This is a genomic window from Guptibacillus hwajinpoensis (assembly GCF_001039475.1).
Lineage (GTDB): Bacteria > Bacillota > Bacilli > Bacillales > Guptibacillaceae > Guptibacillus > Guptibacillus hwajinpoensis.
This window is the reverse complement of sequence record NZ_LELK01000004.1, coordinates 1,361,189-1,387,605: the sequence shown is the minus strand read 5'-3', so window position 1 is coordinate 1,387,605 and position 26,417 is coordinate 1,361,189. Positions and strand designations below refer to the sequence as shown.

General features: G+C 40.5%; 28 protein-coding genes and 2 other annotated features. Of the genes, 2 read left to right on the top strand and 26 right to left on the bottom strand.

Annotated features, from left to right (window positions below; translation table 11 throughout):
• Position 1: 1 nt before the first annotated feature.
• The 19 genes from AB986_RS16905 to AB986_RS16815 form a co-directional block, all read right to left on the bottom strand.
• A complete protein-coding gene (locus AB986_RS16905) occupies positions 2-451 on the bottom strand; it encodes an ACT domain-containing protein (protein WP_048312618.1) in 450 nt (149 codons plus the stop codon).
• A 120-nt stretch (positions 452-571) separates the two neighbouring features.
• Complete coding sequence (gene obgE / locus AB986_RS16900; RefSeq protein WP_048312616.1) at positions 572-1,855, bottom strand: GTPase ObgE; 1,284 nt, start codon at positions 1,853-1,855, stop codon at positions 572-574.
• A 9-nt stretch (positions 1,856-1,864) separates the two neighbouring features.
• Positions 1,865-2,398: a Spo0B C-terminal domain-containing protein gene (locus tag AB986_RS16895; RefSeq protein WP_048312613.1), complete on the bottom strand. Its 534-nt coding sequence runs from the start codon at positions 2,396-2,398 to the stop codon at positions 1,865-1,867.
• Between the two features lie 183 nt (positions 2,399-2,581).
• Positions 2,582-2,872 (bottom strand): 50S ribosomal protein L27, encoded by a 291-nt coding sequence (rpmA, locus tag AB986_RS16890; protein WP_048312611.1) that lies wholly within the window; start codon positions 2,870-2,872, stop codon positions 2,582-2,584.
• Between the two features lie 13 nt (positions 2,873-2,885).
• Positions 2,886-3,218 (bottom strand): ribosomal-processing cysteine protease Prp, encoded by a 333-nt coding sequence (locus AB986_RS16885; RefSeq protein ID WP_048312608.1) that lies wholly within the window; start codon positions 3,216-3,218, stop codon positions 2,886-2,888.
• Positions 3,219-3,229: 11 nt separating this feature from the next.
• On the bottom strand, positions 3,230-3,538 hold the full coding sequence (rplU, locus tag AB986_RS16880; protein WP_048312605.1) for a 50S ribosomal protein L21: 309 nt from the start codon (positions 3,536-3,538) through the stop codon (positions 3,230-3,232).
• Between the two features lie 13 nt (positions 3,539-3,551).
• Positions 3,552-3,626, bottom strand: a sequence feature (ribosomal protein L21 leader region).
• A 79-nt stretch (positions 3,627-3,705) separates the two neighbouring features.
• Positions 3,706-4,854, bottom strand: coding sequence for a ribonuclease E/G (locus tag AB986_RS16875; protein WP_048312603.1), 1,149 nt, complete (start codon positions 4,852-4,854; stop codon positions 3,706-3,708).
• 32 nt (positions 4,855-4,886) lie between these two features.
• Complete coding sequence (locus tag AB986_RS16870; protein WP_048312601.1) at positions 4,887-5,711, bottom strand: M50 family metallopeptidase; 825 nt, start codon at positions 5,709-5,711, stop codon at positions 4,887-4,889.
• Entirely contained in the window at positions 5,711-6,454 is a 744-nt protein-coding gene (locus AB986_RS16865) for a M23 family metallopeptidase (RefSeq protein ID WP_048312599.1), read from the bottom strand. Before AB986_RS16865 ends, AB986_RS16870 begins: the two co-directional genes overlap by 1 nt.
• 139 nt (positions 6,455-6,593) lie before the next feature.
• Positions 6,594-7,394, bottom strand: coding sequence for a septum site-determining protein MinD (gene minD, locus AB986_RS16860; RefSeq protein WP_048312596.1), 801 nt, complete (start codon positions 7,392-7,394; stop codon positions 6,594-6,596).
• Positions 7,395-7,413: 19 nt separating this feature from the next.
• Entirely contained in the window at positions 7,414-8,091 is a 678-nt protein-coding gene (gene minC / locus AB986_RS16855; RefSeq protein ID WP_048312593.1) for a septum site-determining protein MinC, read from the bottom strand.
• 41 nt (positions 8,092-8,132) lie between these two features.
• On the bottom strand, positions 8,133-8,678 hold the full coding sequence (gene mreD, locus AB986_RS16850; RefSeq protein WP_048312591.1) for a rod shape-determining protein MreD: 546 nt from the start codon (positions 8,676-8,678) through the stop codon (positions 8,133-8,135).
• Positions 8,675-9,553 carry a rod shape-determining protein MreC gene (mreC, locus tag AB986_RS16845; protein WP_048312587.1) on the bottom strand — a complete coding sequence of 293 codons (879 nt, stop codon included), beginning with the start codon at positions 9,551-9,553 and terminating at the stop codon, positions 8,675-8,677. The genes mreD and mreC overlap by 4 nt, the downstream gene beginning before the upstream one ends.
• Before the next feature lie 16 nt (positions 9,554-9,569).
• Positions 9,570-10,607, bottom strand: coding sequence for a rod shape-determining protein (locus tag AB986_RS16840; protein WP_048312584.1), 1,038 nt, complete (start codon positions 10,605-10,607; stop codon positions 9,570-9,572).
• A gap of 102 nt (positions 10,608-10,709) precedes the next feature.
• Positions 10,710-11,381 (bottom strand): RadC family protein, encoded by a 672-nt coding sequence (gene radC, locus AB986_RS16835; protein ID WP_048312955.1) that lies wholly within the window; start codon positions 11,379-11,381, stop codon positions 10,710-10,712.
• A gap of 52 nt (positions 11,382-11,433) precedes the next feature.
• Complete coding sequence (locus AB986_RS16830) at positions 11,434-12,012, bottom strand: Maf family protein (protein ID WP_048312954.1); 579 nt, start codon at positions 12,010-12,012, stop codon at positions 11,434-11,436.
• A gap of 257 nt (positions 12,013-12,269) precedes the next feature.
• Entirely contained in the window at positions 12,270-13,274 is a 1,005-nt protein-coding gene (locus AB986_RS16825; protein WP_048312581.1) for a hypothetical protein, read from the bottom strand.
• Between the two features lie 179 nt (positions 13,275-13,453).
• Positions 13,454-14,098: a type IV pilus biogenesis protein PilM gene (gene pilM / locus AB986_RS16820; protein WP_053216229.1), complete on the bottom strand. Its 645-nt coding sequence runs from the start codon at positions 14,096-14,098 to the stop codon at positions 13,454-13,456.
• An 8-nt stretch (positions 14,099-14,106) separates the two neighbouring features.
• A complete protein-coding gene (locus AB986_RS16815; protein WP_048312578.1) occupies positions 14,107-14,862 on the bottom strand; it encodes a prepilin peptidase in 756 nt (251 codons plus the stop codon).
• A 274-nt stretch (positions 14,863-15,136) separates the two neighbouring features.
• On the opposite strand from AB986_RS16815, the gene AB986_RS22990 reads away from it, so the two are divergent.
• The gene (locus AB986_RS22990) at positions 15,137-15,397 is read left to right on the top strand and encodes a prepilin-type N-terminal cleavage/methylation domain-containing protein (RefSeq protein WP_084006613.1); all 261 of its coding nucleotides are present in this window, start codon (positions 15,137-15,139) and stop codon (positions 15,395-15,397) included.
• 122 nt (positions 15,398-15,519) lie between these two features.
• Here AB986_RS22990 and AB986_RS16805 read toward each other — a convergent pair whose 3' ends face one another.
• From AB986_RS16805 to AB986_RS16795, 3 genes are all read right to left on the bottom strand, one after another.
• Positions 15,520-17,235, bottom strand: coding sequence for a sensor domain-containing diguanylate cyclase (locus AB986_RS16805; protein ID WP_053216228.1), 1,716 nt, complete (start codon positions 17,233-17,235; stop codon positions 15,520-15,522).
• A 109-nt stretch (positions 17,236-17,344) separates the two neighbouring features.
• Positions 17,345-18,640, bottom strand: coding sequence for a bifunctional folylpolyglutamate synthase/dihydrofolate synthase (locus AB986_RS16800; protein WP_048312572.1), 1,296 nt, complete (start codon positions 18,638-18,640; stop codon positions 17,345-17,347).
• A gap of 60 nt (positions 18,641-18,700) precedes the next feature.
• Positions 18,701-21,343: a valine--tRNA ligase gene (locus tag AB986_RS16795; RefSeq protein ID WP_048312569.1), complete on the bottom strand. Its 2,643-nt coding sequence runs from the start codon at positions 21,341-21,343 to the stop codon at positions 18,701-18,703.
• A gap of 109 nt (positions 21,344-21,452) precedes the next feature.
• Positions 21,453-21,678: a binding site (T-box leader), on the bottom strand.
• 156 nt (positions 21,679-21,834) lie between these two features.
• Between AB986_RS16795 and AB986_RS16790 the strand changes: the two genes are divergently transcribed.
• Positions 21,835-22,035, top strand: coding sequence for a hypothetical protein (locus tag AB986_RS16790; RefSeq protein WP_048312566.1), 201 nt, complete (start codon positions 21,835-21,837; stop codon positions 22,033-22,035).
• On the opposite strand, the gene AB986_RS16785 is transcribed toward AB986_RS16790, so the two are convergent.
• From AB986_RS16785 to hemL, 4 genes are all read right to left on the bottom strand, one after another.
• Entirely contained in the window at positions 22,032-22,997 is a 966-nt protein-coding gene (locus AB986_RS16785; protein WP_048312564.1) for a phosphotransferase, read from the bottom strand. The genes AB986_RS16790 and AB986_RS16785 overlap by 4 nt on opposite strands.
• Positions 22,990-23,868: a hypothetical protein gene (locus AB986_RS22465; RefSeq protein ID WP_048312562.1), complete on the bottom strand. Its 879-nt coding sequence runs from the start codon at positions 23,866-23,868 to the stop codon at positions 22,990-22,992. The genes AB986_RS16785 and AB986_RS22465 overlap by 8 nt, the downstream gene beginning before the upstream one ends.
• Positions 23,869-23,926: 58 nt before the next feature.
• Positions 23,927-24,961: a stage VI sporulation protein D gene (gene spoVID, locus AB986_RS16775; protein ID WP_048312560.1), complete on the bottom strand. Its 1,035-nt coding sequence runs from the start codon at positions 24,959-24,961 to the stop codon at positions 23,927-23,929.
• Between the two features lie 156 nt (positions 24,962-25,117).
• On the bottom strand, positions 25,118-26,404 hold the full coding sequence (hemL, locus tag AB986_RS16770) for a glutamate-1-semialdehyde 2,1-aminomutase (protein ID WP_048312557.1): 1,287 nt from the start codon (positions 26,402-26,404) through the stop codon (positions 25,118-25,120).
• Between the last annotated feature and the right edge of the window lie 13 nt (positions 26,405-26,417).

Sequence of the window (26,417 nt, the reverse complement as noted above, 5' to 3'; positions counted from 1 at the left end):
CCTATGCTCCAGATCCGATAATTTCAGCATTGCTTACTGCTTCAATTTCTTTTATTCTCTCCAGTAAACTGCTTAGTTTAAGGTTTGATTCGCCAATTTCCATTGTTAAAATAACCGTCGCATAGCCCTGGAGGGGAATCGTCTGGTTAATTGTCAGTAAATTGCAACCGAGCGAAGCCACCGTGCTAAGTACCCGCGAAAGTGCTCCAGAACGATCTTCTAGATGAACTGAAAGCGTGACAATCTGTTCAATTATCATAGTATGGAAAGGCAAAATAGTATCACGGTATTTGTAAAAAGCACTTCGACTGACCCCAACCTGATCAATCGCTTCTCTGACTGACTCAACCGATCCGCTTTCAAGAAGCAGCTTAGCCTCAAGCGTCTTCAACATTGAGTCCGATAATACATCTTCACGAACGAGATAGAAATTCTTGTCTTCTTTGCTCATTCTTCCCCTCACCTCAATCATAGCCAGCTACTGGCCACTTAATATCAGATGGATTTCGCTTCACATTGTATGTAATGACAAAAAAGACCGCCCTCTCTTAAGGACAGTCTTCTCCGTTCATCAGTCTACGAACTCAAATTCGAATTCCAGAATCCGAACCGCGTCTCCATCTTCAGCTCCACGCTCTCTTAGCGCATCATCAATTCCTAAGCTACGCATTTGTTGCGCGAATCTTTTGACGTTGTCTTCTCGGTTAAAGTCTGTCATCTTAAATAGCTTTTCAATTCGAGGCCCATTGACAACGAATGTCCCATCACTATCACGCGTTACAAAGAATTCTGGTGCACCTTTTTCATGACGATACATCACGCGCGTTTCTTCTTCTTTATCTTCATCAAGAGGGAATTCAGGCGTTGTTTCAAGCTTGTCCGCAATTTCAAACAAGACTTCCTGTACACCTTGACGTGTTACAGCAGAAATAGGATAAATTGGGTAATCTTCTTCAAGTTTCTCTTTAAAGATTTCAAGATTTTCTGCAGAATCTGGAAGGTCCATTTTATTTGCCACAATAATTTGTGGACGCTCCATTAGACGCATCTTATACTGCTTTAACTCATCATTGATTTTCAGATAATCCTCGTAAGGATCGCGACCTTCCATGCCGGACATATCAATCACGTGTACGATTACACGCGTACGCTCGATATGGCGAAGGAACTGATGTCCAAGTCCCACACCCTCATGTGCGCCTTCAATTAGTCCTGGAAGATCCGCCATCACGAAGCTACGACCATCTTTCGTATCAACCACACCTAGATTTGGTGCAATCGTTGTAAAGTGGTAGGCAGCGATTTTTGGCTTAGCTGCAGATACAACAGAAAGAAGCGTTGATTTACCTACACTAGGGAATCCAACTAGGCCTACGTCAGCAAGAACTTTAAGTTCGAGCGTCACATCTTTCTCTTCCCCAGGCTCTCCATTCTCCGAAAGCTCTGGAGCAGGGTTTGATGGTGAAGCAAAACGAGAATTTCCTCGACCACCGCGACCACCGCGTGCAACTGTAGCTCTTTGACCATGCTCCGTTAAATCAGCAATCACTTCTCCGGTTTCTGCATTGGAAACAATTGTACCAGGCGGAACCTTAACAACCATATCCTCTGAGTTACGCCCGTGCTGATTCTTTGAGCGGCCATGCTCACCCGTTTTGGCTTTAAAATGACGATTGTAACGAAAGTCCATCAGCGTACGAAGACCTTCTTCTACTTCGAAAATGACGCTTGCGCCCTTTCCTCCGTCTCCACCTGCTGGACCACCATCTGGTACATACTTCTCACGACGGAATGCAACCATACCGTTACCGCCATCGCCTGCTTTTACAAATACTTTGACCTGATCTACAAACATTCTTTCACCTCATTTAATCAAAAACGTGCTAACTAGCTCCTGATTATTCTGCTCTAATTCAATCAATTTAGCGCTTTTTACATCAGTATTTTCGAACGCCAGCTTGAGCTTGTTTTGATCGGAAACTTCACCTTGAAAATCTAGAACAAGATGAATTTCTTCATGGTACAACTGAAGCGTCAATAGCAAGTGGTGATCTTCAGGTATTTCTACCATTGCATCAAGCACTTTAGTACATTGAGTTAGTAACTCAACTACATCAACTTCATAAGCGGAAATATCATACTCGTCTCCGATCACTTCAAAATCCAACTGAAATAAATGGTTACACCAGTTAAACGTTAATATATATTCTGCAAGTTTCGGAGCATTTAAATTCGATAATTTTGCTTCCTGTCTCGACTGGATAATAATTTCTTCGATAATTTCCTTTGCCCTGTCTACGTGATCCAGTGCAAGGTTGCCTTTGATCAACTGCAAACGATTTAACCAATCATGACGTGAATGGCGCAGAACATCAAAGGTATTCCACTTTTTAGCCATAATTGCACTCCCAATGCTTTAACCATTTCCTTCATTATAACAATAACTATAATTTCTGTATGTTACTTCCCCTAAAAGAAAACAATCTTATGCGAATTAATTGTGCATCGTCATTTGTCCAATCCATATAAACCATTATATCAAAAAACTCTAACCGTTCGGTTAGAGTTTTTCTTAAGCTGCTTATGCTTCTTTGGCAACTGGATATACACTTACTTGTTTACGGTCACGTCCAAGACGCTCGAATTTAACGACGCCATCGATTTTTGCATATAGAGTGTCGTCTCCACCGCGGCCAACGTTTGCTCCAGGGTAGATCTTAGTTCCGCGTTGACGGAAAAGAATTGAACCGCCGGATACGAACTCGCCGTCTGCGCTCTTCGCGCCAAGACGCTTGGAGATTGAATCACGGCCGTTTTTTGTACTACCTACACCCTTTTTCGATGCGAAAAACTGTAGATTCATTTTCAACATATTGTCCCACCTCCTATGTGTGAGTAATTTGGATATGCTTGCCGTATTCCTCGGCAATAGATGAAATGGAAACTTCCATTCCTTGAAGGAGAAGTTGGATATTCTCATCTGTACGCTGATTCAGACGAGCTGGAACGGTACAGCTGAGATAGCCACCTTCATCCTCCATGTCAACTATGAGATGTACATCGCAAAGGGATTCAATCGCGTTCACAGTTCCAATCGACACGGCAGAAACACCTGCGCATACTAAATCATAGCCGTATGGGCCAGATTCAGCGTGTCCAGATAGGGAAAAGGAAATAATGCGATTGTCAGAATCGCGCTTCAAGTTGAAACGTATCATCGTTGATATCCTTAAGCGTTAATTTTGTCGATAACTACTTTAGTGTAAGGTTGACGGTGTCCTTGCTTACGACGGTAGTTTTTCTTAGGCTTATATTTATAAACCGTGATTTTCTTACCTTTGCCGTGCTTGTCAACTTTACCAGTTACAGTAGCGCCATCTAGCATTGGAGAACCAACTTTAATGTCATCTCCACCTACCATTAGCACACGGTCAAAAGTAACCGTTTCACCAGCTTCAGTATTTAGAAGCTCGATGTAGATTTCTTGACCTTCAGTAACCTTGATTTGTTTACCACCAGTTTCAATAATTGCGTACATTACGTGCACCTCCTCTAATACTAAGACTCGCCATTGCAGGTGCTAGAAACTAGCTTAAAAACCTGTTCTTGAGCGGTTGTAGCTCTTTGGGTGCTTCCAAACGAACTAACCACTAAATCATACCACAGCTAAAATTCTCGTGTCAATGTAATATATACTACTTCTTTTTACAGTTTACTTATAAGAGAGCTAAGCGGTAGACCAGCCTTTTTCCTTTGCATTTCAAAAAGACCGAGATTAGTAAAACCCCCCACTTTCAAACGGGGATCTTCTTTTTCCTTGTTTCTGAGTAACGTAAGCAGCTTACGTTGATCTTGCTTGTCCACTCGAAGAAAGTCTACGACAATTAAGCCACCTATGTTACGTAGTCTTAGCTGTCTTGTGATTTCTTCAATAGCTAAGACGTTCACTTCATAATGCGTTTGGTTCTTCGTCACGTATTTTGCTCCGGCCGTATCTACATCAATAGCTGTTAAAGCATTTGTTTCTTCGATATGAACGTTAGCTTTCCCAATTTTAATCGTTTTCTCCATACTCGCTATTGTCTCTTCTACTTTACTTACTTCATCTGGACCTACTGTTACATGCACATTCCTATTTAGAAAAGGCAGAAATTCTTCCATAGCAGAAGTCGAATTTGACACAATACTTGTTACACGCTGAAGTGGAAAGAGCTTACTGATCTGCTCACTTAAACCTTTTGCTTTCTTAATCATAAGTGGAGCTCGCTTCGTAGACGCTTTCTCCAACAAACGCTGCCATTCTTCTCGATGATCTAGAAGCTCGGAATACAATTTCTCTTCATCTACGTAACCTGCGCTTGTTCTAAATATTAAACCTTCCTGTTCTATACAATTCTTTTCGGCAAAAGCGAGTAGCTCCTCTCTTCTTGAAGAAAGCTGCTTTGAAACCGCTGAATAACCTGCATAAGGCATATAAACAAGCGTCTCTCCAGTGAACGTTACTAACTCTGTTATAATTGGGCCTTTACGATCAACACCCTGATGCTTCACCTGAACAAGTATAGCCTGCCCTTCCTCAAGACAATCAGAAACAGCCGGTCGCACTCCTCCGGCTGTCTTTTGATATTGAGCAAGAGCTAGTTCACTTCCATTAAGTAACCCCGGCTTTCCTTTTCCAAGAGAAATGAATGCAGCGCTTTTTTCGTCCAAAACGTCAGACACTTTTCCAAGAATCACATCACCTGGTTCTAGCTTATTACGATCTACTCGATCAACCCAAATATCGGTTATTTCGTTATCTATTTCAATTGCGGCTGCTCGCCACTCTTTCTTTTCAAGGACAATTAACTGCATACACGTTCTCCTTTTGCCCGTTTTTCTCTATTCTACAGAAATAACGAGCCAACTGCACACCCAATTTGATTTTTCTTAAAGTACGCTTCTAGTAATTCCTGTTCGTCCGTTTTGACATTCAAGTTCTGTATAAAAATCTGATAATGTCTCCCTCTTGAAAAAGTAGCTAGAATGTCATTTAATTTCATCTCTGGCATAACCGTAAGAACTTGATTCGCTCCATCATATTTCTTAGAATATCGTTCAAGCAAAAACCTGAGATAAATGTATTGGTGATGTTTCCACTCTTTGAAATGAGCAACACACAAAAACAGAATAACCATCCATAAGTTCAGATGAATGGGAAAGATGCTCACTGTCAACACGACCAGAATCAGAAGAAACAACAAGGAAGAACGAAGCATTGCTCGGTGAGCAGCTTTGAAAGGATATATCGATGTATAGAAGAGAAATAGCAACTTTCCACCATCCAGTGGCCAGATTGGTAGTAAGTTAAATAGAAGAACCATCATGTTATGAAGCATAAAAAGTTCATACATATCATGCCATAGCCCCATATAATGAAAAAGCGTTCCGATCCCCATCATCCAGATATGTTGGACTGGTCCTGCTAGAATAACGATTAACTCTTCCTTTAATGGACGATTCCCGTGTTCATCAACAACTGCAACACCACCAAATGGCAGCAGAATGATTTCATTAACGCGCCACCCGAAGTAACGAGCTGCTGTTGCATGACCTACTTCATGAATCAGTACAACGGCAAACAGCAGCAGCATTTCTCTAAATCTTCCTGTTAGAACCGATAGTCCTATTGTCATCCAGAACAATGGATGGATTGTTATGAGACGAAACATTATTCAATTGGTACGACTTGAAGAGGGTCAATAAAGGCTTCGTTCTTTTTGATAGCAAAATAGAAGGTCCCTGTTTCCCCATCCTCAGAGTTCATCACACTTCCAAGTTTGTCCTTCGTTTGCACAAAATCGTAAAGAGCTACGTCGATTGACTCAAGCATTCCATACCACGACTCGCTCCCATCGGTATGCTGAACGACTACCGTTTGACCAGTACCCTCTTTATTACCCGCATATGTGACAACCCCAGTATTAATGGCTTCTACCTCTGAACTTAATACGGTTTCCACCATAATTCCTTTCCCAGTGGTCTCAAAATTCTCTAGAACCCTTCCACTAGCAGGTAGCGCATAGACAGGCTTTTCCCCAGCAGTTTCTAATTCTGGAGCAGTCGGAAAGAGTGCAACTGGGTTCCCAAACTTCCCTTCATACCAATCTTTTACTGTTGCAAATTGAAAATCTTCTACCATTAAATCTGATACGTACCCCTGAACTGGGGCAGCCCGCTCACTATCTACTTTAAAAAGAATCCCAACACTTAGAAATAAACAAGCAGCAATCATAGACCGAATTAAAAAACTTTGTTTGTTAAATAGCGGATGTACTTTCACCTCTGCACCTTGAAAAGAGGAAGAAGAAACTTTATCAATCACTCCATCAGTGCGCACTACAGAGCGTGCAGGTTGGCGCTGTTTTTTTCTAGAATTGAGTCTTTTCCGAATCTCATCCAGATCGTTCCCCATTGCTCACCCTTCCTTCCTATAAGTAGTATTCAGTTTATGACTTGTCCGGAAGAGTTATGTCTTCTGTATGCGATTATGGTGAGCATTGAGTTCGATCATATAGAAAACCAAATAAAAAATCCCGGCCTAATGGCCGAGATTATGAACGCATCCCAAAAAACTTTTTCATTTTCGTAAACATGCCTTTTTCTTCTTGAAGCGAAAGAAGAGGAACTGACTCACCGAGAATTCTACGCGCAATATTACGGTAAGCAATGGATGCTTTAGAGCTAGGGTCAAGAGCAATTGGCTCTCCTTTATTTGATGCCCGTATAACGGTATCGTCATCTCCTACAATACCAAGCAAATCAATAGCAAGGATCGAAACAATCTCATCGACGTCTAGCATTTCTCCGCTTTCCATCATATGATTTCGTATCCGATTCACGACTAGCTTTGGTGCTTCAATATTCTCTTCTTTCTCAAGAAGACCAATGATGCGATCAGCATCACGCACGGCTGACGTTTCAGGTGTTGTAACCACAACTGATTTATCTGCCCCTGCAATCGCATTTTTAAATCCTTGTTCAATACCTGCAGGACAATCAATTAATACGTAATCATAGTCCTGCTTTAGTTCATCAATGATTCTCTTCATCTGCTCTGGCTGCACAGCAGACTTATCTTTCGTCTGTGCTGCCGGAAGCATATAAAGAGCTTCAAACCGTTTATCTTTAATTAAAGCCTGATGAAGGCGGCATCTTTCCTCCGCTACATCGACGAGGTCATAGATGATGCGATTCTCGAGTCCCATGACAACATCGAGGTTTCGTAGTCCAATATCCGTATCCACCAGACATACTTTCTTCCCCGATAGTGCAAGAGCTGTTCCGATGTTTGCTGTCGTTGTGGTTTTACCCACACCACCTTTTCCGGAAGTAATGACGATAGCGTCTCCCACACAACATTCCCCTTTCTGTCTACAACCTTGTCAAATTCGGTCTAACTTTAGTTAGTACTTGAATACGATCTACGCTAATTTCAGAATAACCATCTCTGACAAATGCACATTCTGCTTCATGAATCGCGGTACCCGCTTGATCAGGAGGCCTGCTGATTAGTTCAGCAACCTTGAGCTGCGAGGGTTTCATAACAGCTGCTGTAATGACAGCGTTCATATTCCCATTCGCGCCAGCATGTGCAATTCCACGAAGTGATCCCATTATGAAGATATTACCTGCTGCTTTTACTGTACCACCAGGATTCACATCTCCAATTAAAAGAAGGTCACCTTCCACTTCAAGAACCTGTCCTGAACGAACTGTCCTTGTTACAGATGTAACTGTTGTTCGTTTGCGCTCTTCTTCTGCTTCTTCACGTGAAATCACATTTGAATCAATACGATCCACTTCAAGGTTCTGCTTTGATTGTATCATTGCTCGAAGTGTCTCTTCTTGATCACTTGTTAAATACCGATTTCCCAGTTTTAATGTAACGGTGATCACATTTCCTTCCGTCTGCTGGATATGACGGGCAGAAAGCTTTTCATCTAATTCATTTATAACATCACGAAAAGCGCAGGAATCGTCTAAAATCAGATTCAAGCCATCTTTCGTCCCTTTAATCGTGACAAACTGCTGTGTTTGCTTTTGTGCCATAGACAATTTGATTCACCTCAACATAGAATAATTCAACGCTGCTAAAGGAAATTCCTTCTTTTGGCCTGATTTTCTTGTCTACGGCTTTCAGATAATTCTTCCAATAACTGCTTCACAGGATAGTAAACGATAAGTAGAAAAACACCATTAAGAATCAACGACGGTAAATAACGGTCATAGAAAAAGGAATGAAATGATAGATCCGTTACGTTAATTAATGAAAAAAGTTCATATACATAGAATTCAACCAACGAGAAGCCGAGTAGTCCAAGTATAAGCACCGTAAACCAATTTAGTTGAAAAACCTTTGATAAATAACCAATTATGTAGGCGGCAACTGAGATTCCGAACATATACACACCGACAAGGTCTGTATAAATCAAATCATGTAAGAGTCCAAATCCGATCCCATAAATAACGCCATATGCAGGACTCATGATCATGCCAATCATAACAACAATTACCGTGACAAAACGTGGGATGAGCTGAAAATCGAATCCGTAGTGCTCAGGTGCAAACACTTGAAAGACAGTTCCTTCGATTAAAAAAAGAACGAAAAGAGTACCAATGAGAAGAAAGCGCTTCATTCCTCTTCACCTTCTCCATTATCAGGTACTACATTTTGTGCTCCACGTTCAATCACCATAACGTTATTAATGTCATACAAATCAGCTGCAGGTTTAACATGAGCCGTCTGTGTTGTACCTACATTATCTGTTTCTACATCTACAATTTCACCAATGACGATCCCACGAGGGAAAATCCCACCATTTCCGGCCGTTATGACGGTCTGACCTTTTTCCACCTTAATATCTACAGGTATCTTTGAGAATAAAAGAACTTTTTTCTCAGTATCATATCCTTCTATTGTACCAAACACATTCTTATCTTCCTGTGTCATTGCAGCAATTCGGTTTGTTCTGTCAACATCACTTACAAGCTGAACAGTAGAAGAAAATGGCTGAACGTTTTTCACTTTCCCAATAAGACCACTTGGAGTAGCAACTGCCATATTAACTTGTACCCCATCTTGCTTCCCTTTATCAATAGTGAGTAAATCGTTCCATCGATCAGGTGAACGAGCAATCATATTTGCATGGAACGTCTGATAATCAGACAAACCTGTAGACGGTTCAATGTTAAGCTCGCCTTTTAATTCTTCATTTTCTTTCTTAACAGTTTTCAATTCTTCAGATAAAGCTACAAATTCATTGAGTCTGGACTTAAGGAGCTCATTCTCCTCGTACATGTCCTTCATATCACCAATACTCTCAAATAAACCCGCTACTGAATTAGCGGGTTTATAAAAGATTGACTGAATCCAGCCAACTGAATCCTTAAAGAATTGCTCAGGCATCGTAAGAGCATTACGCTCTTTCATCGATGTTCCAATGAGAGCAACGAGAATAATTATACTAACAAGTAGAACAACTAGTCGTTTATTTGAGAAAAATTGTGGCATGCCTTACACCTTCTAACTACTTCTGTTTTGAGCGGGAAGTAATACCAGCTCTAGATTTAAACAGATGAATATTTTCTAGCGCACGCCCTGTGCCAATAGCAACACACTCAAGCGGATTTTCAGCTACAATAACAGGCATTTTTGTTTCATCACTAATCACCTGATCAAGGTTTCGTAGTAAAGCGCCTCCGCCAGTTAGTACAATTCCACGGTCCATAATATCTGCAGCTAGTTCTGGAGGAGTCTTCTCAAGTGTTACTTTAACAGCTTCAATAATACTATTCACTGTGTCACGAAGAGCACCAGATACTTCATCAGCAGACACGCTAATAGTCTTCGGTAGACCTGTTACAAGATCGCGTCCACGAATATCCATCGCTTCGATTCCTTCAGTCGTTCCTGCTGAACCAATTTCAAGCTTAAGTTGCTCAGCTGTGCGTTCACCGATCATCAAGTTATACGTTTTCTTCACATATTGAATAATGGACTCGTCCATTTCATCACCAGCAATACGAATTGATTCGCTCGTTACAATACCTCCTAGAGATATAATTGCAACTTCTGTCGTACCTCCACCAATATCTACAACCATACTACCAGTAGGCTCCCAAACTGGTAAATCAGCACCAATTGCAGCTGCAAATGGTTCCTCAATCGTATAAGGTTCACGCGCGCCTGCCTGACGCGTAGCATCTTCTACTGCTCTTTTCTCAACAGCCGTAATTCCAGAAGGGACACAAACCATGACATTTGGCTTTCGCGCAAAGACGGAGCGGTTTTTCTGTGCTTGTTGAATGAAATACTTCAGCATTGTCGCAGTCGTTTCGAAATCAGCAATGACTCCATCTTTCATTGGACGAAGCGCAACAATATTTCCCGGTGTTCGACCAATCATATTCTTTGCGTCATTACCAACTGCCTCAATTGAACCAGTATCTGTTCGAAGCGCAACGACAGAAGGCTCCCTTACAACGACACCTTTACCTTTTACATATGCCAACGTATTAGCTGTACCTAAATCTATTCCCATATCTCTTGAAAATCCACCAAACATTTATGTTAAATCTCCCTTCAGTTCAACCAAAACTCATAAATATGATTATACTGCATCAGTATTGAAAACGGTAGTGGGAAAACGTGCTATCCGTTGTGCTTTTTACACGTAACCCTTTTCTTTTAAACTAATAAACTTTTGATCTCCGATGATAATGTGATCAAGCATATCTATACCAAGCATCTTCCCACATTCCGCGAGACGTTTTGTAACTTCAATATCTTCTCTACTCGGTGTAGGATCACCACTTGGATGGTTGTGAAAACAAATCAATGAAGCAGCCGAGCGCCTAAAAGCTTCTCGAAAAACTTCACGCGGGTGCACAATCGACGCATTCAAACTACCAACAAAGACGGTCTGACGATGTAACACCTGATTCTTCGTATTTAAGTATAAGCAAACAAAGTGTTCTTGTGAGAGAAAACGCATATCTTCCATCACATAGTTCGCACCATCTTCAGGTGAACGAATCGTATATCTCTCTTCTAATTGAAGGCGGCTAACTCGTCTCCCTAGCTCCATAGCTGCGATAAGCTGTACTGCTTTCGCAGTTCCAACGCCATTAAGGGAAGTTAACTCTTCAATACTTGCATCTTTTAGAAGCTTGAGTCCTTCAAAGTTCTGGATAATGCGATACGAAAGCTGAAGGACAGACTCCTTTTTCGTTCCTGTCCTGAGGATAATTGCCAATAATTCTTGATTGGATAACGTTTCAGGACCGTCCTTCATCAGACGCTCTCTCGGACGCTCTTCTTCAGGATAATCACGAATCATTAAAGGTGTTTTCAGCAACACGCTTCCTCCCTGGATTCATCTCCATGCCTGACTAATGCTGAATCTCCGGAACTATGCCAAACGCCTTAAGTTCTCTTAGCGTTCTAGCAATCGGAAGCCCTACCACACTGTAATAATCACCATGAATACGTTTCACAAAGGCGGCACCGAAACCCTGTATGCCATAACCTCCAGCTTTGTCAAAAGACTCTCCTGTATTGAGATAAGTCTCAATTTCTTCATCTGTTAACTCCCAGAATGTAACCTCAGTTGCTTCATAAAATTCAACTTTCTTGTCATGTGAAAGAATGGCAACACCTGAATAAACAATGTGAGTCCGACCAGAAAGTGCTCTAAGCATCTGCCTCGCATGCTCTCTGCTCTCTGGCTTTCCAAGAACATTGCGATCAAGTGTAACAACAGTATCAGCTCCAATGACAACTCGCTCTGATTGGTTAGCATATACATCGTTTGCTTTACCATAGGCAAGCTGTTTCACAAGTTCAGCAGGAGGAACAGATAAAGAGAGATGTTCTTCAAAACCACTAACGATAATGTCAAAATGGAGATTCATTTGCTCTAGAAGTTCTTTTCTTCGCGGAGATCCAGAGGCTAACACGAGGCGCTTCATAATACCACCCTTTTTTGTAAATGATTCACAAGTGGGAAAAGGGCTTGATAACAGCTTATCAAATCCCTTTTCTTTCCACAATTTATTTTTCTGACGTTCCTTTACAATTTTCGTCATACTTCGTTCATGTATGTGCATACAGAATAAATTTGTTAATGTTAATTTTTCTATTTTACATTCGTTTCATCACAATCATAAAGGAGGGTAGTCCCCCTTCCTTATCCTACCCTTAATTGATTCTCTCCGCAAATATCTGATTATTTCATACTTTCCACAACGTTTTGATAAGATGACATCCCATCTAATAAATGTTGCTGCGCGATCCAAAGCGATGAGATTTTTTCCTCAGACGTATATTCCTGGATTTCTTTCAATGCTCCATTTAAGTTTTCTGTGAATTGTAGTGAATCGTCTTTCTGCCAATCACTCATCTTCGTTCCTTTTTCACTCCAGCTCTCAATGGATTTTGCTGTTGCTTCTATTTCTTTGGTCGTCACTTTATTATCGGATAGTGCTGCTAGATCAAGTTCTGTTAGCTCTTCAAGAAGATCTCTTCCTTCTTGAATATGCTGCGCCAACTCAGGATCTACTGAAGTGCCTTTTCCATCTACTGACCAAACCTTTTTGTAAACATCCTGTCCCTTACTTTCAAAATAGCTCCCAAGAGCATCTTGTCCTTCAACTGAAGGAGAAATGCCGATCAATAAATAGTACTTTTCTCCCTTGAAAATAGTAGCAGGAAATCCTTCTTCTTTAAATTTCAACTGAAATTCCTTCGCAGCATCTTCTGTTTCGTAAGCTCCTGATTGAACGACGTGTAAATCAAGCGATAACTCAGCTTCTGTCGTTGAAGCTGGTAGTGATGTTGGTTCAGAATTAGCAGGTAGCGTTACATTGTTTCCTGAGAAAACCATCAACAAACTAAGTCCAAACAATACTCCAATAACAATAGCAAAAATAGCTGAAGCTACTACCTTTTTCTTTATCGTAATTACCGGTTTCCCCTTCAGCAGAGAAGATTTTTTCTTTTTTCTTCCGACCGGAAGTTTCGGACGTTTCGTAGGTTCATATAATGGACGAGGTCTTTTTTGAATATGGCGCTTTCGAATCTCTACCATTTTCTTAGCATCACGCCGCTCGGGTAAAATCCACTCAAAATCTTTTTCTTCTGCCGCAGCACTTTCCTCTTTATGTGTTTTGGAGGGCTTGCTCATATCCTCCCCATTTAACCGTATTGATATGGTCCGCTTCTCCCTGTCCATAACCATCCTCCTTGATACCGGCTTGTATTATAGTCTATGAAATGAGGGAAAATGCTAGAACAGAAACTACTAGATTTGAGTGCTTGTTCTACTAACAGCTAATCACAAAAAAGAAGCCTTTATAATAGAAGCTTCTCTTATACACTATAGAAGAAACTACTCTTTCGCTTCTTCGTCTGTTACCGTCTTATAAAGAGGGTTTTCTTTATAAGCAACAACATAATTACATTTATTTCCTTAATAACACAATGAATGAGAAGCGTTGACTTTTGTGAGTCAATTTGATCGATAAGATAGTATAGTCTATAAAGGGATAGTGCGGTAACATCAGCTGCTTCCAGATGAAGGGAAACGGACTCAAGTAAGGAAGGTAGATCATTAACGATTTCTTCAGGAGCTGCAAAAAGAAGAATTTCTTTATGTTCACTCTTTTGTCCAATTAATTCATAATCGAACACGGGATCTTTGAAAGGAAGCATAATACTTGTGCCAATTTCAAGGTAAAGGTAACCTTTAATATCTTCATCAGCAACCGAAAGAGGGATCTTCTCGTTTCTTAGGACAAGATAGGTATCAGGAACTAGAAACACAACTCTCTTCCCTTTAATTCCCCATTCTTCTACACACTCTTCTAAAATGACAGAAAGGGTATCTCGTTCGATTACTTTTCTATCACGAATAATTCCTTCAGGAAGAAATCGTTCATGGTAAGAACGAATTTCTATTGTCCAATGAGATAGATCAACCATTCTGATCACGTGATCAGGCAAAATCATACTAATTTGTTTTGATTGTGGCTTAAAACGAAAAAACCCATCATCCATTCCCTCCATCATGACAGAAAACTAAAATACCAGTCTATGATTGGTTTAGCATAAAAATAAGTAATAATTGCACCTAGAGCGATTGATGGACCAAACGGAATGTGCTGCTTTCGTTTCACTTTTCCACTGAGTAAAGCAGCAATACCAATAATCGATCCGCAAAGTGTTGAAAAGAAGAAAACAAGCAGTATTTCTTGAAACCCAAATATAAGACCTAGCACGGCAAACAGCTTGATATCCCCTCCACCCATTCCGCCTTTACTGATAACAGCAATGAGTAAAAGTAGTAAGAAACCAGCAGTTGCTCCAATTAAAGGGCTATACCATGGGTTCATTGGAACAATGATTCTTGCTACGATAAAGTAAGCTGTAAAAAACAATAGAACTTTATCAGGAATCAGCATATATAAAATATCAGATACAAACACAATAACGAGAAGGGAAATCAATCCATATGAGATCAGCAATTCTTTTGACCATCCTACCAAAAACGGTGTTATCGTAAAAAGACATGCGGTCACAAATTCGTTAGTTGCATAGATAGGAGAGATTCTTGATGAACACCCTTTGCATTTCCCACGCTGGACTAAATAAGAGAAAACCGGAATGAGTTCTAACGCTGAAAGTTCCCGCTTACAGTTTGGGCAGGATGAGCGAGGAGCCACAATCGATCGTTTGATTGGTACCCTATGACCTACAACATTATAAAAAGACCCAAGCGCAAGACCAACTAGAAATAAATAACTATGCAATACAACGATCATATGTTTTATCCTTCTTCCAAATAGTTTAATAGATTAATTTCATCGGTAGGTAATGTTTTTCTGGCTCTATCTTTACTGGAGCTTCAGATAACTGTTGAAGGAATAAGCGTAATAATAAGTAAAAGCAAACCTTCACCTATAAAAACAACAATACATATTGTACTAGCTTTACACCTCCCCAATAAAAATTTAAAAAAATTCAATATAAAAAGAATTATATGTGGTTTATTGTATTATAGTATTATGAAATTGGAAAAAACACTATTTATTAACAATGTTTGTTTCATATTGGGGGTCCAGATCAGTGCTTCAAAATGATAAAGGTTTCACACTCATTGAAATTCTCGTTTCACTTACACTATTAACTTCAACCCTTTTTAAGCAACCGTTAAAAGGAAAGCTAAAACTTCTAATCCTAGCAGCAATCAATATCAAAAATATAATTCTACCTATTTTCAGCTACCTATCTATCAAAAAAATGAGCCTTCTCGCCTACAGATCACATACAACCCTTATATCGTTAACATATACTTAGAATTGAAGCCTCAGGAATCAATCATTAAAGTCATCTCAGACCCAGTCCCACTCAATCGTACGAAAAAGTAAATTCCACTATTAAAAACCCGCTCCTCACCTTCTGTGAAGAGCGGGTTTTCGTCATCCTACATAACTCGCAACTCGATTTCTCCCCCGCTGCTTTGCACCAGTATACATCGCACGGTCAGCGTTACGAATCAATGTCTGAGTATCTTCACCTTGATTAGGCGCGGTTGCTACTCCAATACTAGCGGTGATGTAGATAACCTGTCGATTCCCATTTTCAAGATCATTAAAGATTTCAAATGGACGATCCGCGATTGCACAGCGGAGATCTTCTGCAACTTGTAGGCTTTGTTCATGAGAATGGTTTTCGAGCAAGAGAATGAATTCTTCTCCACCGAATCTCGCTACTGTTCCACGATCACCGACTTCTTCAACAAGTCGGTTCGCAAGCCCAATCAGTACCTCATTGCCACTATGGTGTCCGAATGTATCATTCACTTTCTTAAAATGATCCAGATCTAGAAGAATGATAGAAAACGGATCAGGGCGTTCATCAAAACGTTTGTATTTCTCATCTAACAATTCCCCGAAGAATCGGTAATTGTATAAACTTGTTAACGGACAACGTTCACTTCGCCTTTTCGTCTCTTCATAGTTCTTGGCATTCTCAATGGCTACTGCAAGATAATTGGCCAGAATTTGTAACACGAGGATATGATGCTTTTCATATGAGCGAACTTTATTCGTCGTTAGTGTAATGATGCCGACTACATTCTTATTCCGTTTCATTGGAACTGAGATAACAGAGTTCGCGGACTTCGGTAAAACCCCTGTCGTAAGGTTTCTCCACTGAGAACGCCGCGTATATAATCTACTTCTTCCGCTTCTCCAAACCCTTGAACTAATACCCTCTTCGAAAGCAAAATCGTTCTCTTTCGGACAGGCAATTACGCCTCTGCCCTGTTTAAAGCTCTTGATAACGGTTAGCTTCTTTACGTGTTCAGCATCCATAATATACGCATCATGTACAACAAACATATCTGTTACTTCGTTTAAGAACAAATGCAGTATTTCATCTGTATCAAGCGATTGAGTGATTTGTTGACCAATTTCGCTCGTTTTTTGTAGCAAGTCATTTACTTTACGGCTTGAATAATACAATCTAAGCATTAAAGAAGCAAGAATAAATGGAACGCCAACAAAGAAGATCGCAATGGTTCCGAGGTATGTATGTAACATGTAAAGAAGAAATCCAACTGGTAACGTGACAGCAGTTGTAATTGCTTCCCACAGCATATCTTTTCCGAAGAATTTGGTGTTTTTCTCTTTATAGATGTAGATTCTTAAAAAGTGAAGTAAGATTTGATTTACAAAGATAAGGGAGAATACATACACCATTGATGGTAAAAGCTGTGTAACCGCATTTCCTGAGAACTCTCCCGTGGAGCCACCCATTAAATAGAAAAGTCCACCTGAAGTAAGCGACACGAGCAAAAACATCATCATATTCACAGGATAGCGATGACTATCATGCTTTGTTACACGAAGATTTAAGAGAAAAACTAAGATCGCTAGCTGGGTAAGTATGGTTTCGACTAATAACCCATACCTCAGAAACACAGCAAGAGAAATACCTTGTATAAAGAAAAGATCGGTTCCCTTTACATTAATCGGCATCATTGCCACAACTGCAAGCAGGCCAAACAGCGCAAAAACATCAGCAAGGTTATTCGTTAAGTCAGGGGGAAAGAAATAGAACGTTGCAAAAATGAGTGGTGGCCAGAACAATAGCCAGACAATCCAAACATAGCGATTCATTATTGCAGTCAATTGCTTCCCCCTCCGTCTTCTCTTTAGAAGAATAATTTTCCATATCCGTTATGGTTACGTTTATTTTAGCAAAAAATAGCGTGAAAGTCCTAGCTTTTTCATTTTTATTCTAATTTTTTAGATAATTCCGTATTTCCGAAACGAAATAGAGTGAACCCGTAATGATGATGAGATCTTCTTTGCTCGTTCGGTCAAAAACGGTTTGAATGGCATCATTCCAATTCTCATAGAATGATTTCTCTTTAAACGTAGACCGATCATATAGCGATCGCGCCTTAACCGCACGTGGGAAATCAAATGTAGTGAACGTAAGTGATTCGACAATAGGATAGAGTGGTTGAAGCATTGACTCAATGTCTTTGTCTCCTAGAGCACTGAAAACAACGTGGATGCGCTTTTCGCTATAATGATTCTGAAGGGTATTCGAAAGACTTTCAACGCCTTCAGGATTATGAGCACCGTCTACGATCACTAAAGGCTCCTGTTGTAACGCTTCAAATCTTCCAGGCCAGCTTGCTCTCTTCAGACCGCGTTGAATCATTTCCTTCTCTAAGTGAATTCCGTAAAATACCCGTAGATAGTCAAGTGCCATAAGAGCAGCCGCGGCATTTTTCACTTGATGCTCGCCTTTCATTTCAATAACTAAATTCTCAATCGATCCAAATGGAGAAGTGAATTGAAAATGCTCTCCCTCGTCTGCACTAGTCAGATGTTTTACATCAAATTCATTCGTTAACCGATAGATTTTTGCGTTTTTCATCCTTGCTGTTTCAGATAAAAGTGTTAAGACTTCTTCTTTTTCTGCAGTAGTGATAAGTGTAACGCCAGATTTAATAATCCCCGCCTTTTCATATGCAATCTGTTTAATGTCACTTCCTAGAATATGTGTATGGTCATATCCGACGTTTGTAATAACAGAGACGAGCGGGTGGATTACATTCGTTGAATCAAATCGCCCCCCTAAGCCAACTTCCATAACAACAAGATCTGGATAAGAAACTGTACCAAAATATAGTAGAGAAATTACTGTAATAACCTCAAATTCGGTTGGGGAGCCAAGAGGTGATGCTGCAGCTATTTCAACAATCGGTTTTACACGATTACAAAGGTCAATCAAATCTTCTTCACTTATCGGCTGACCATTGATTGCGATTCGTTCTGTAAATGTCTCAATATAAGGGGAAGTAAATGTCCCCACTTCATAACCCGCTTCCTCTAATACCGTACGCATGTAGGTTACAGTTGATCCTTTTCCATTCGTACCGCCCACATGGATAGTTTTCAAACGACGTTCAGGATTTCCCAGTTGCTCAAGCATCCACTCCATTCGCTCTAAACCAGGTTTAATGCCATGATTAAGTAAGTCATGAATCCAATCGACAGCTTCATCATATGATTGAAACATCTACTTCACTCCTATTCTTAAAAGAAGACGAATCTCTATCATAAGAGATTCGTCTTTTGCTTATTTTTTCAATTCTTTAATACGAGCTTCTACGTTACTTCTTCTTTCAAGGTAATCCTTTTCTTTAGCACGTTCTTCTTCAACCACTTTTTCAGGAGCCTTGCTAATAAATCTTTCATTCGCAAGTTTCTTCTGAACACGATCAACTTCAGAATCCAACTTCTTCAATTCACCGTGAAGGCGTTCGATTTCTTCGTCGATGTTAATTAAACCTTCAAGTGGTAAGAATAATTCTGCTCCAGATACGACTGCTGTCATTGATTTCTCTGGTGCCTGAAGATCAGCAGAAATCGTTAATGTTTCAGGATTACAGAAACGTTCAATATACTGACTGTTTTGCTCCAACTGCTTTTGAGCTTCCTCTGATTTAGGCTTAATGCGTAACTCGATTGGCTTACTTGGTGCTACATTCATTTCAGCTCGAATGTTACGAACAGAACGAATGATTTCAGTAAGAAGAGCCATATCTGCTGCAGCTTCAGGGAAATCAAGCTCTTCCTGCTTCACAGGCCAGCTTGCAACTGTAATGGATTCACCTTCGTGTGGAAGGTGCTGCCAAATTTCTTCTGTGAGGTAAGGCATAAACGGATGAAGGAGACGCATCGTTTGATCAAGTACATATGCAAGAACAGAACGCGTAGTCTTCTTCGCAGCTTCATCTTCTCCGTATAGCGGTAGCTTCGCCATTTCAATATACCAGTCACAGAAATCATCCCAGATAAAGTTATAAAGGTAACGACCAACTTCACCAAATTCATAGTTATTAATAAGACGAGTTACCTGCTCTACAGTATTGTTCAATCGTGTGAGGATCCATTTATCTGCAGTTGATTTCTCACCAGTTAAATCTAGTTCATCATACGTCATCCCGTCCATATTCATAAGGGCAAAACGGGATGCGTTCCAAATTTTATTAGCGAAGTTCCAAGTCGATTCAACCTTCTCCCAATAGAAACGAAGATCTTGACCAGGTGATGAACCTGTTGATAGGAAGAAGCGAAGTGAATCTGCACCGTACTTTTCAATTACATCCATCGGATCGACACCGTTACCGAGAGATTTACTCATCTTACGACCTTCAGAATCACGAACGAGGCCATGAATGAGAACGTCATTGAATGGACGTTGATCTGTAAACTCGATTCCCTGGAAGATCATACGAGCTACCCAGAAATAAATAATGTCGTAGCCAGTTACGAGTACATTCGTCGGATAGTAACGATTAAAATCAGCTGCCTCTTCATCTGGCCAACCCATCGTAGAGAAAGGCCATAGAGCTGAGCTGAACCAAGTATCAAGAACATCTTCATCCTGTTCCCAGTTCTCGATGTCAGAAGGTTCTTCAAGTCCAACGTGGATCTCACCTGTTTCTTTATGGTGCCAAGCTGGGATTCGATGGCCCCACCAAAGTTGACGTGAAATACACCAATCACGAATATTCTCAATCCAATTCAAGTACGTTTTCTCGAAACGATCAGGTACAAATTGAACCTTATCTTCAGATTTTTGAAGTTCAATTGCCTGCTCTGCCAGTGGGCCCATTTTAACGAACCATTGTGTTGAAAGATACGGTTCTACAACTGCACCGCTTCGCTCAGAATGACCAACTGAATGAATATGCTCTTCGATTTTGAAGAGCGTTCCCGCTTCTTGTAAATCTTTCACAAGTTGCTTACGGCATTCGAATCGATCCATGCCTTGGTACTTATCTGCATTCTCATTCATTGATCCATCTTCATTCATAACTAGGATACGTTCAAGGTTATGACGATTACCAATTTCAAAGTCATTTGGATCATGAGCTGGTGTAATCTTAACAGCACCAGAACCGAACTCTCGATCAACGTAATCATCAGCTACGATTTCAATTTCACGACCAACAATCGGCAAGATTGCTTTCTTTCCGATCAGATGCTTGTAACGCTCATCTTTAGGGTGAACCGCAATCCCTGAATCTCCAAGCATGGTTTCAGGACGAGTCGTTGCAATCTCAATTGAACCTGAACCATCTGCAAGAGGATAACGCATATGATAGAAGTGACCTGTTACTTCCTGGTGAATAACTTCGATATCTGAAAGAGCCGTTTTTGTTTGTGGATCCCAGTTAATAATGTACTCCCCGCGGTAAATAAGCCCTTTTTCATATAGCTTAACAAATACTTCACGAACGGCGCTTGAAAGACCATCATCAAGTGTAAAGCGTTCTCTTGAGTAATCTAGGGACAAACCTAGCTTCGCCCACTGACTCCGAATAAAATCTGCATACTCTTCTTTCCATTCCCACGATTTCTCAAGGAATTTCTCGCGACCAAGATCATAACGAGATGTGCCTTCCTCGCGAAGTTTGCCTTCTACTTTCGCTTGTGTAGCAATGCCGGCATGGTCCATTCCCGGAAGCCAGAGAACATCGTATCCTTGCATCCGCTTCACACGGGAAAGAATGTCCTGAAGTGTTGTATCCCAAGCATGACCAAGGTGAAGCTTACCCGTTACGTTAGGTGGAGGAATAACAATTGTATAAGGATCCTTCTTCTTATCTCCTGTTGCTTCAAAGAACTTTCCATCTACCCAATAGGGATACCATTTCTGCTCAGTTGCCTTCGGATCGTATTTCGTCGGCATTGTTAATTCTTTATTCGCCATAGCCTATCTCCCTTTCCATTCAATAAGTCTCAGACAATAATCCGGATCTCCCGTCAATCATGGTACGTTTAAAACCTAAAGACAACAAAAAAACTTCTTCCATCCTTAGGAAAAGGACGAAAGAAGTTTTTTCGCGGTACCACCTTTATTTACAGCTAAATAAGCGTTTAGCTGTACGCTTCATTCGAATAACGGGTTTACCGGTCTCTCCTACTACACGTTCAGAGAAACAGCTCAAGGGCGACTTCGAATGCTCTAATCCTGAGAAATCTTTCAGCAAATGACTTCTCTCTCTGAAGGGGTCACATTCTACTACTCCCTATCTTTGCCTGTCGACTATTTGTATATCAAGTTTACCTTTTTGATTCACTACCGTCAAGATACTTAAAGCCCTTTTTCTTATCATAGCCAGTCTTCACACAACCTAATCACCCAATTTCCTTACTGAACATACGCTAAGAGTGAATAGTCCAATGCGAAGGGGAATGAACATGAAAAAACGATTTGGAGGAATGAATCGCTATCAGCTGCCTCCAGCAGTTTATAAGTTTAGAGATCTATTTGCACAGTTCGTACCACCGTTCATTATCTTTCAGACCATACGAACAATTCTATTTCCAACTTCAGTTGACGTATTAATACTTATGATTCTTGTAGCATTAGAAGTGTGCTTTTACTTCGAGTGGATTTAAAGTGATTGTAAGACATTGCTTATCCCATTCATCACTTCTATTTTTTTCGTTAAAAGTCGGACGTGCTTTATATGAGACCACTCCTGCCGATTCTCGCTAAACAATGTAACGCTATTGAAAATTGTCTCAGGAAAATATAAGTAACTTGCTAGCAGTTCTTTTTCTTCATCATATAGTGCAAATTGATCTTCGTATTGAGCGAGATGTGCGGTGGTTGTTGCCGGATTATATTGAAATGGCTTGATGGATGAGCGTACAAAGTAAGCGAGATCTCGCACAGGAGTATCCGTAACGGATCGTTCGAAATTGATAAAATACCCTTTTCCTTCTACAGTAACAAAATGAGAAGGAGAGCATTTACCATGACATAGTACGCTTCGGTATCGCTTCGCTTCGATGACCTGCTCATACCAATCATCCAATCTTTTTCTAGCTAAATCACAGTACTTCATTAGTTGATGAAACTGACTCACAAAAGATAGTTCGAACGGCGAAAGGTAGATTCGTTTCTCAACTTGACTCATATACTTCTCCATCTCGAACTGACGACTTTCCCGTAGAAAAATCATTTTCTGATAGGATTGTTTAATAACTTCTTCAGAAAAAGCCTGTTCCTTCGCTGTATATCCATGTAATTCAGCAAGTGTTTGAACCATTCGTTCTTCTTTCTGAGCAGGGTTACCCCTATCCTCTTCAACCCATGGTGTCAAATAAGCTACCCTATCCTCCATTAAAACGAATGAATCTCCGTACTTTGTTCTAACGATTGGTACATATCCCTCGTAATGAAGCTCTTTAAACCGCTCCTCAAGATAGATCATAAAGTCCATTTGTTCCTTACTAAGCTTTGTCTCTTTTAAGGCAAAAGTTCCTCTTTCTGTCTCTATCCGCGTCACCTTTCCTTGTTTCACAACCTGATTAGGATACAAATCATATTGAAATAATAGCGCTGGGTCACTCATAGGAAACCCTCCTGTCTGAAATGGAGAGCTGTAGTGTATCAATAATATTCCTGGTCGCTTCCCACTCTTCTTGAAACTGTTTAATTTTTTGATCAGAGTGACTTCCTTGTTGGAGAGCGAGAATACACGATCGCCACTCCCACGGTTCAATGACACTTTGAATAATATAAGCTTGCATTTCATCATCAACGCCATTTATTAATGCACTAAAGCTTTTAACAAAACTCTCAGTTTCCATCGTTTTGAACCAAAACTGTATCTCATTAACGATCCATTTGTACGCCGGTAGTGGTACTGCATCAGATGCTTCGAAGAAAATCTGTCCCATCACTCTTTTTAAACGATACCCTCCATATGGAGCAGGAGGGAGAATATTGGGTTGATCGACTAATAGTCTTTTTTTAACTTCTGGAATTAGATTAACGAGGAGCGTATAACTTTTTGGATACAATAGCTTTATCGAAGCGAGCGCTGTTAACGTTTCTCTATAAGGAAATGTAGAAGAATAAGCGTATTGAGGTGAACAAGGAGTCTCTTTAGCTGTGCCAACCAGAGCCGCTAACAAGTAACCTTTCATTTCAGGATAGAGATCTTCTGCATAACATTCTTCAACCAAATCGTGCACTGTGATGTAGAAATCACCATACTGAACATAGCCGTCTCCGTCTAGCGTACGAATCATACGATTACATAGAATACCATATTGAGAAAAAAAGCGGTCACGGAAGTTGAGATGATACTCAAGCAAATCCCGCTCCCGCCAGTATGTTAACTTTTTTTTGCCGACATTGGTTAATACTGTTTTTGGTTCATCCAACAAACTTACTTGTTCGAACCCAAATTCCTTTCCTAATAAATCTGCAACATCCATTTCCACTGCCCCTTTACCCCCACCCTTCTTTGGGGTGGGGTTGAACTAAATCAAATTGCTAGCGGTTTACAGGAATATATAAGATCTGACCTTCTTTCACTTCATCTTCCTCAAGTCTATTCACTCGAGCAAGGTGACTTGGGAGTACACGGTAGCGCTCTGCAATTTCTGTTAATGAATCTCCAGGCTGAATGATGCACATTTTCATTCTCGAGAACTGTTCTTCTTCCTTTGTAAGCATACTCGTCAAATAAAGTGCGTTTTCTTCACGGCTGCGCTGCGGTTTTTCCACAGTATCTTCTTCCACATCATCGTAGTTGTTTGGTTCTTCCATTGCAGGTTGTTCAGAAGGATAGAAATTTGAATCCTCTATTTGTCTAGCCATTCTTGTTAGAAAGTCATAAGTTGGTTCTTGACCTTCTTCATAATTTTCTTGATCCAAAAGATTCGCTAGATAGCGCTCTGCCTTAGCCCTCATATCAACCTGAGGTGATCGTAACTGGTGAGCAAAATCCGAAGATTCCTCTTCACGATCATCGACGTACTTCACATCATTCTCCCAAACAGTTTCTTCCGTTTCTTCCGTCTCATCACTATCCGCTTCTACATTCTCATCAACTGAATCATTTTCTTCACTGTACGTCTCATACTCAGATCGTTTCTCGTCACCTTGAATGCCACTAATAGAAATATCCGCTTTCAACTGAAGACAGTTCGTTTCGTTCAACGTATAATCAAACGTATCAACCGTTACATAGATTTCATCTAAGCTTCTAACTCTACTTGCAGGGATCGTTATATCGACAGGGAAACGGTGACCGATTGATGCTGTACCATCTTCTCGAACATGAACTTCATGAATGGAGCGATAAGCAGATGCCTCATTTTCAGGTTCATCGCTATCATCATTGTAGTCACGTTGAAGATACTCTCCTGAAAGGTATAAACACCCCTTAACGGCAACATAGTCCTCGTACTCTTCAATTGAAATTTCAGGATCTAGGGAGATGGACAACACCTCTTCAACTTCCTGTCCTTTCTTTAACCAGACCTGCTCCTCCACGGAGAAATGCAAATATGAGCCTTCAGGCATGCTTTCTCCTCCTTTCAAACATTATCCATACATTACACATGTATGAACTATTCGAAGAAATATGTCTAATTCAATTTAGAAAGTAATGAAACAACGCTAACAAAACACCAAAGAAAAAAAGCTGTCAGCACAGTAGGCTGACAGCTTTTTATTGATTTATACTAGCTTAGAGAACGCTGCTTCAGCAGCTGCAATTGTTTCATCAATGTCGTGTTCAGAATGAGCCGTTGATAAGAACATTCCTTCAAATTGCGATGGAGGAAGGGAAATACCTTGATCCAGCATTTCTTTAAAATAGGCTGTAAAGTGCTCTAAATTAGAAGATGATGCTGTCTCAAAATTGATAACATCTTTATCTGTAAAGAAGAAACCGACCATTGATCCTGCACGATTAACTGTATGTGGAATGTTGTATTTAGCTGCAGCCTTAGATAATCCTTCTCCGAGACGCTCTGCTTTTCGTTCAAACTCCTCATAACTTTCAGGTGTTAATTGAGCCAGAGTTTCGTATCCTGCTGTCATTGCAAGAGGATTTCCGCTTAGTGTACCTGCTTGATAAATTGGACCGTTCGGAGCAATATGGTCCATGATTTCCTTTTTACCACCATAGGCACCTACAGGAAGTCCACCACCAATTACTTTACCGAGGCAAGTTAGATCAGGCGTTACATTATAATGGCCCTGTGCACAGTTATATCCAACACGGAATCCAGTCATTACTTCATCAAAAATAAGTAATGTACCATTATCTTCTGTGATTTTTCGAATTTCTTCAAGATATCCAGGCTGTGGTGGAACAACGCCCATGTTTCCTGCAACCGGTTCAATAATGACGCCTGCAATGTCATCTCCAAATTCATTGAACGCATAGCGAAGGCTCTCAAGATCATTATACGGCACGGTAATCGTGTTTTGAGCAACACCTTCAGGTACACCTGGGCTGTCAGGTAGACCTAATGTAGCAACACCGGAGCCAGCTTTAATGAGAAGAGAATCTCCATGACCGTGATAGCAACCCTCGAACTTAAGGATTTTATTTCGTCCTGTATACCCTCTTGCAAGGCGCAAAGCACTCATTGTCGCCTCTGTTCCTGAATTCACCATTCGAACGATTTCAATTGATGGAACTCGCTCAATCACTAGTTCGGCTAGTTTCGTTTCATAAGTACTCGGTGCGCCAAAACTTGTCCCTAGCTCTGTTACACTTTTCAGTTTTTCGACTACTTGATCATCTGCATGACCTAGAATAAGAGGTCCATATGATAGGACGTAATCGATGTATTCGTTTTGATCGATATCGTAAATCTTAGATCCTTTTCCTTTTTCCATAAAAACAGGATCCATACCAACAGATTTAAATGCTCTCACTGGGCTATTTACTCCGCCAGGCATTACTTTAGATGCTTCCTTAAACGCTTCTTTCGAACGACTATAGTTACCCATTCGTTATGCCCCT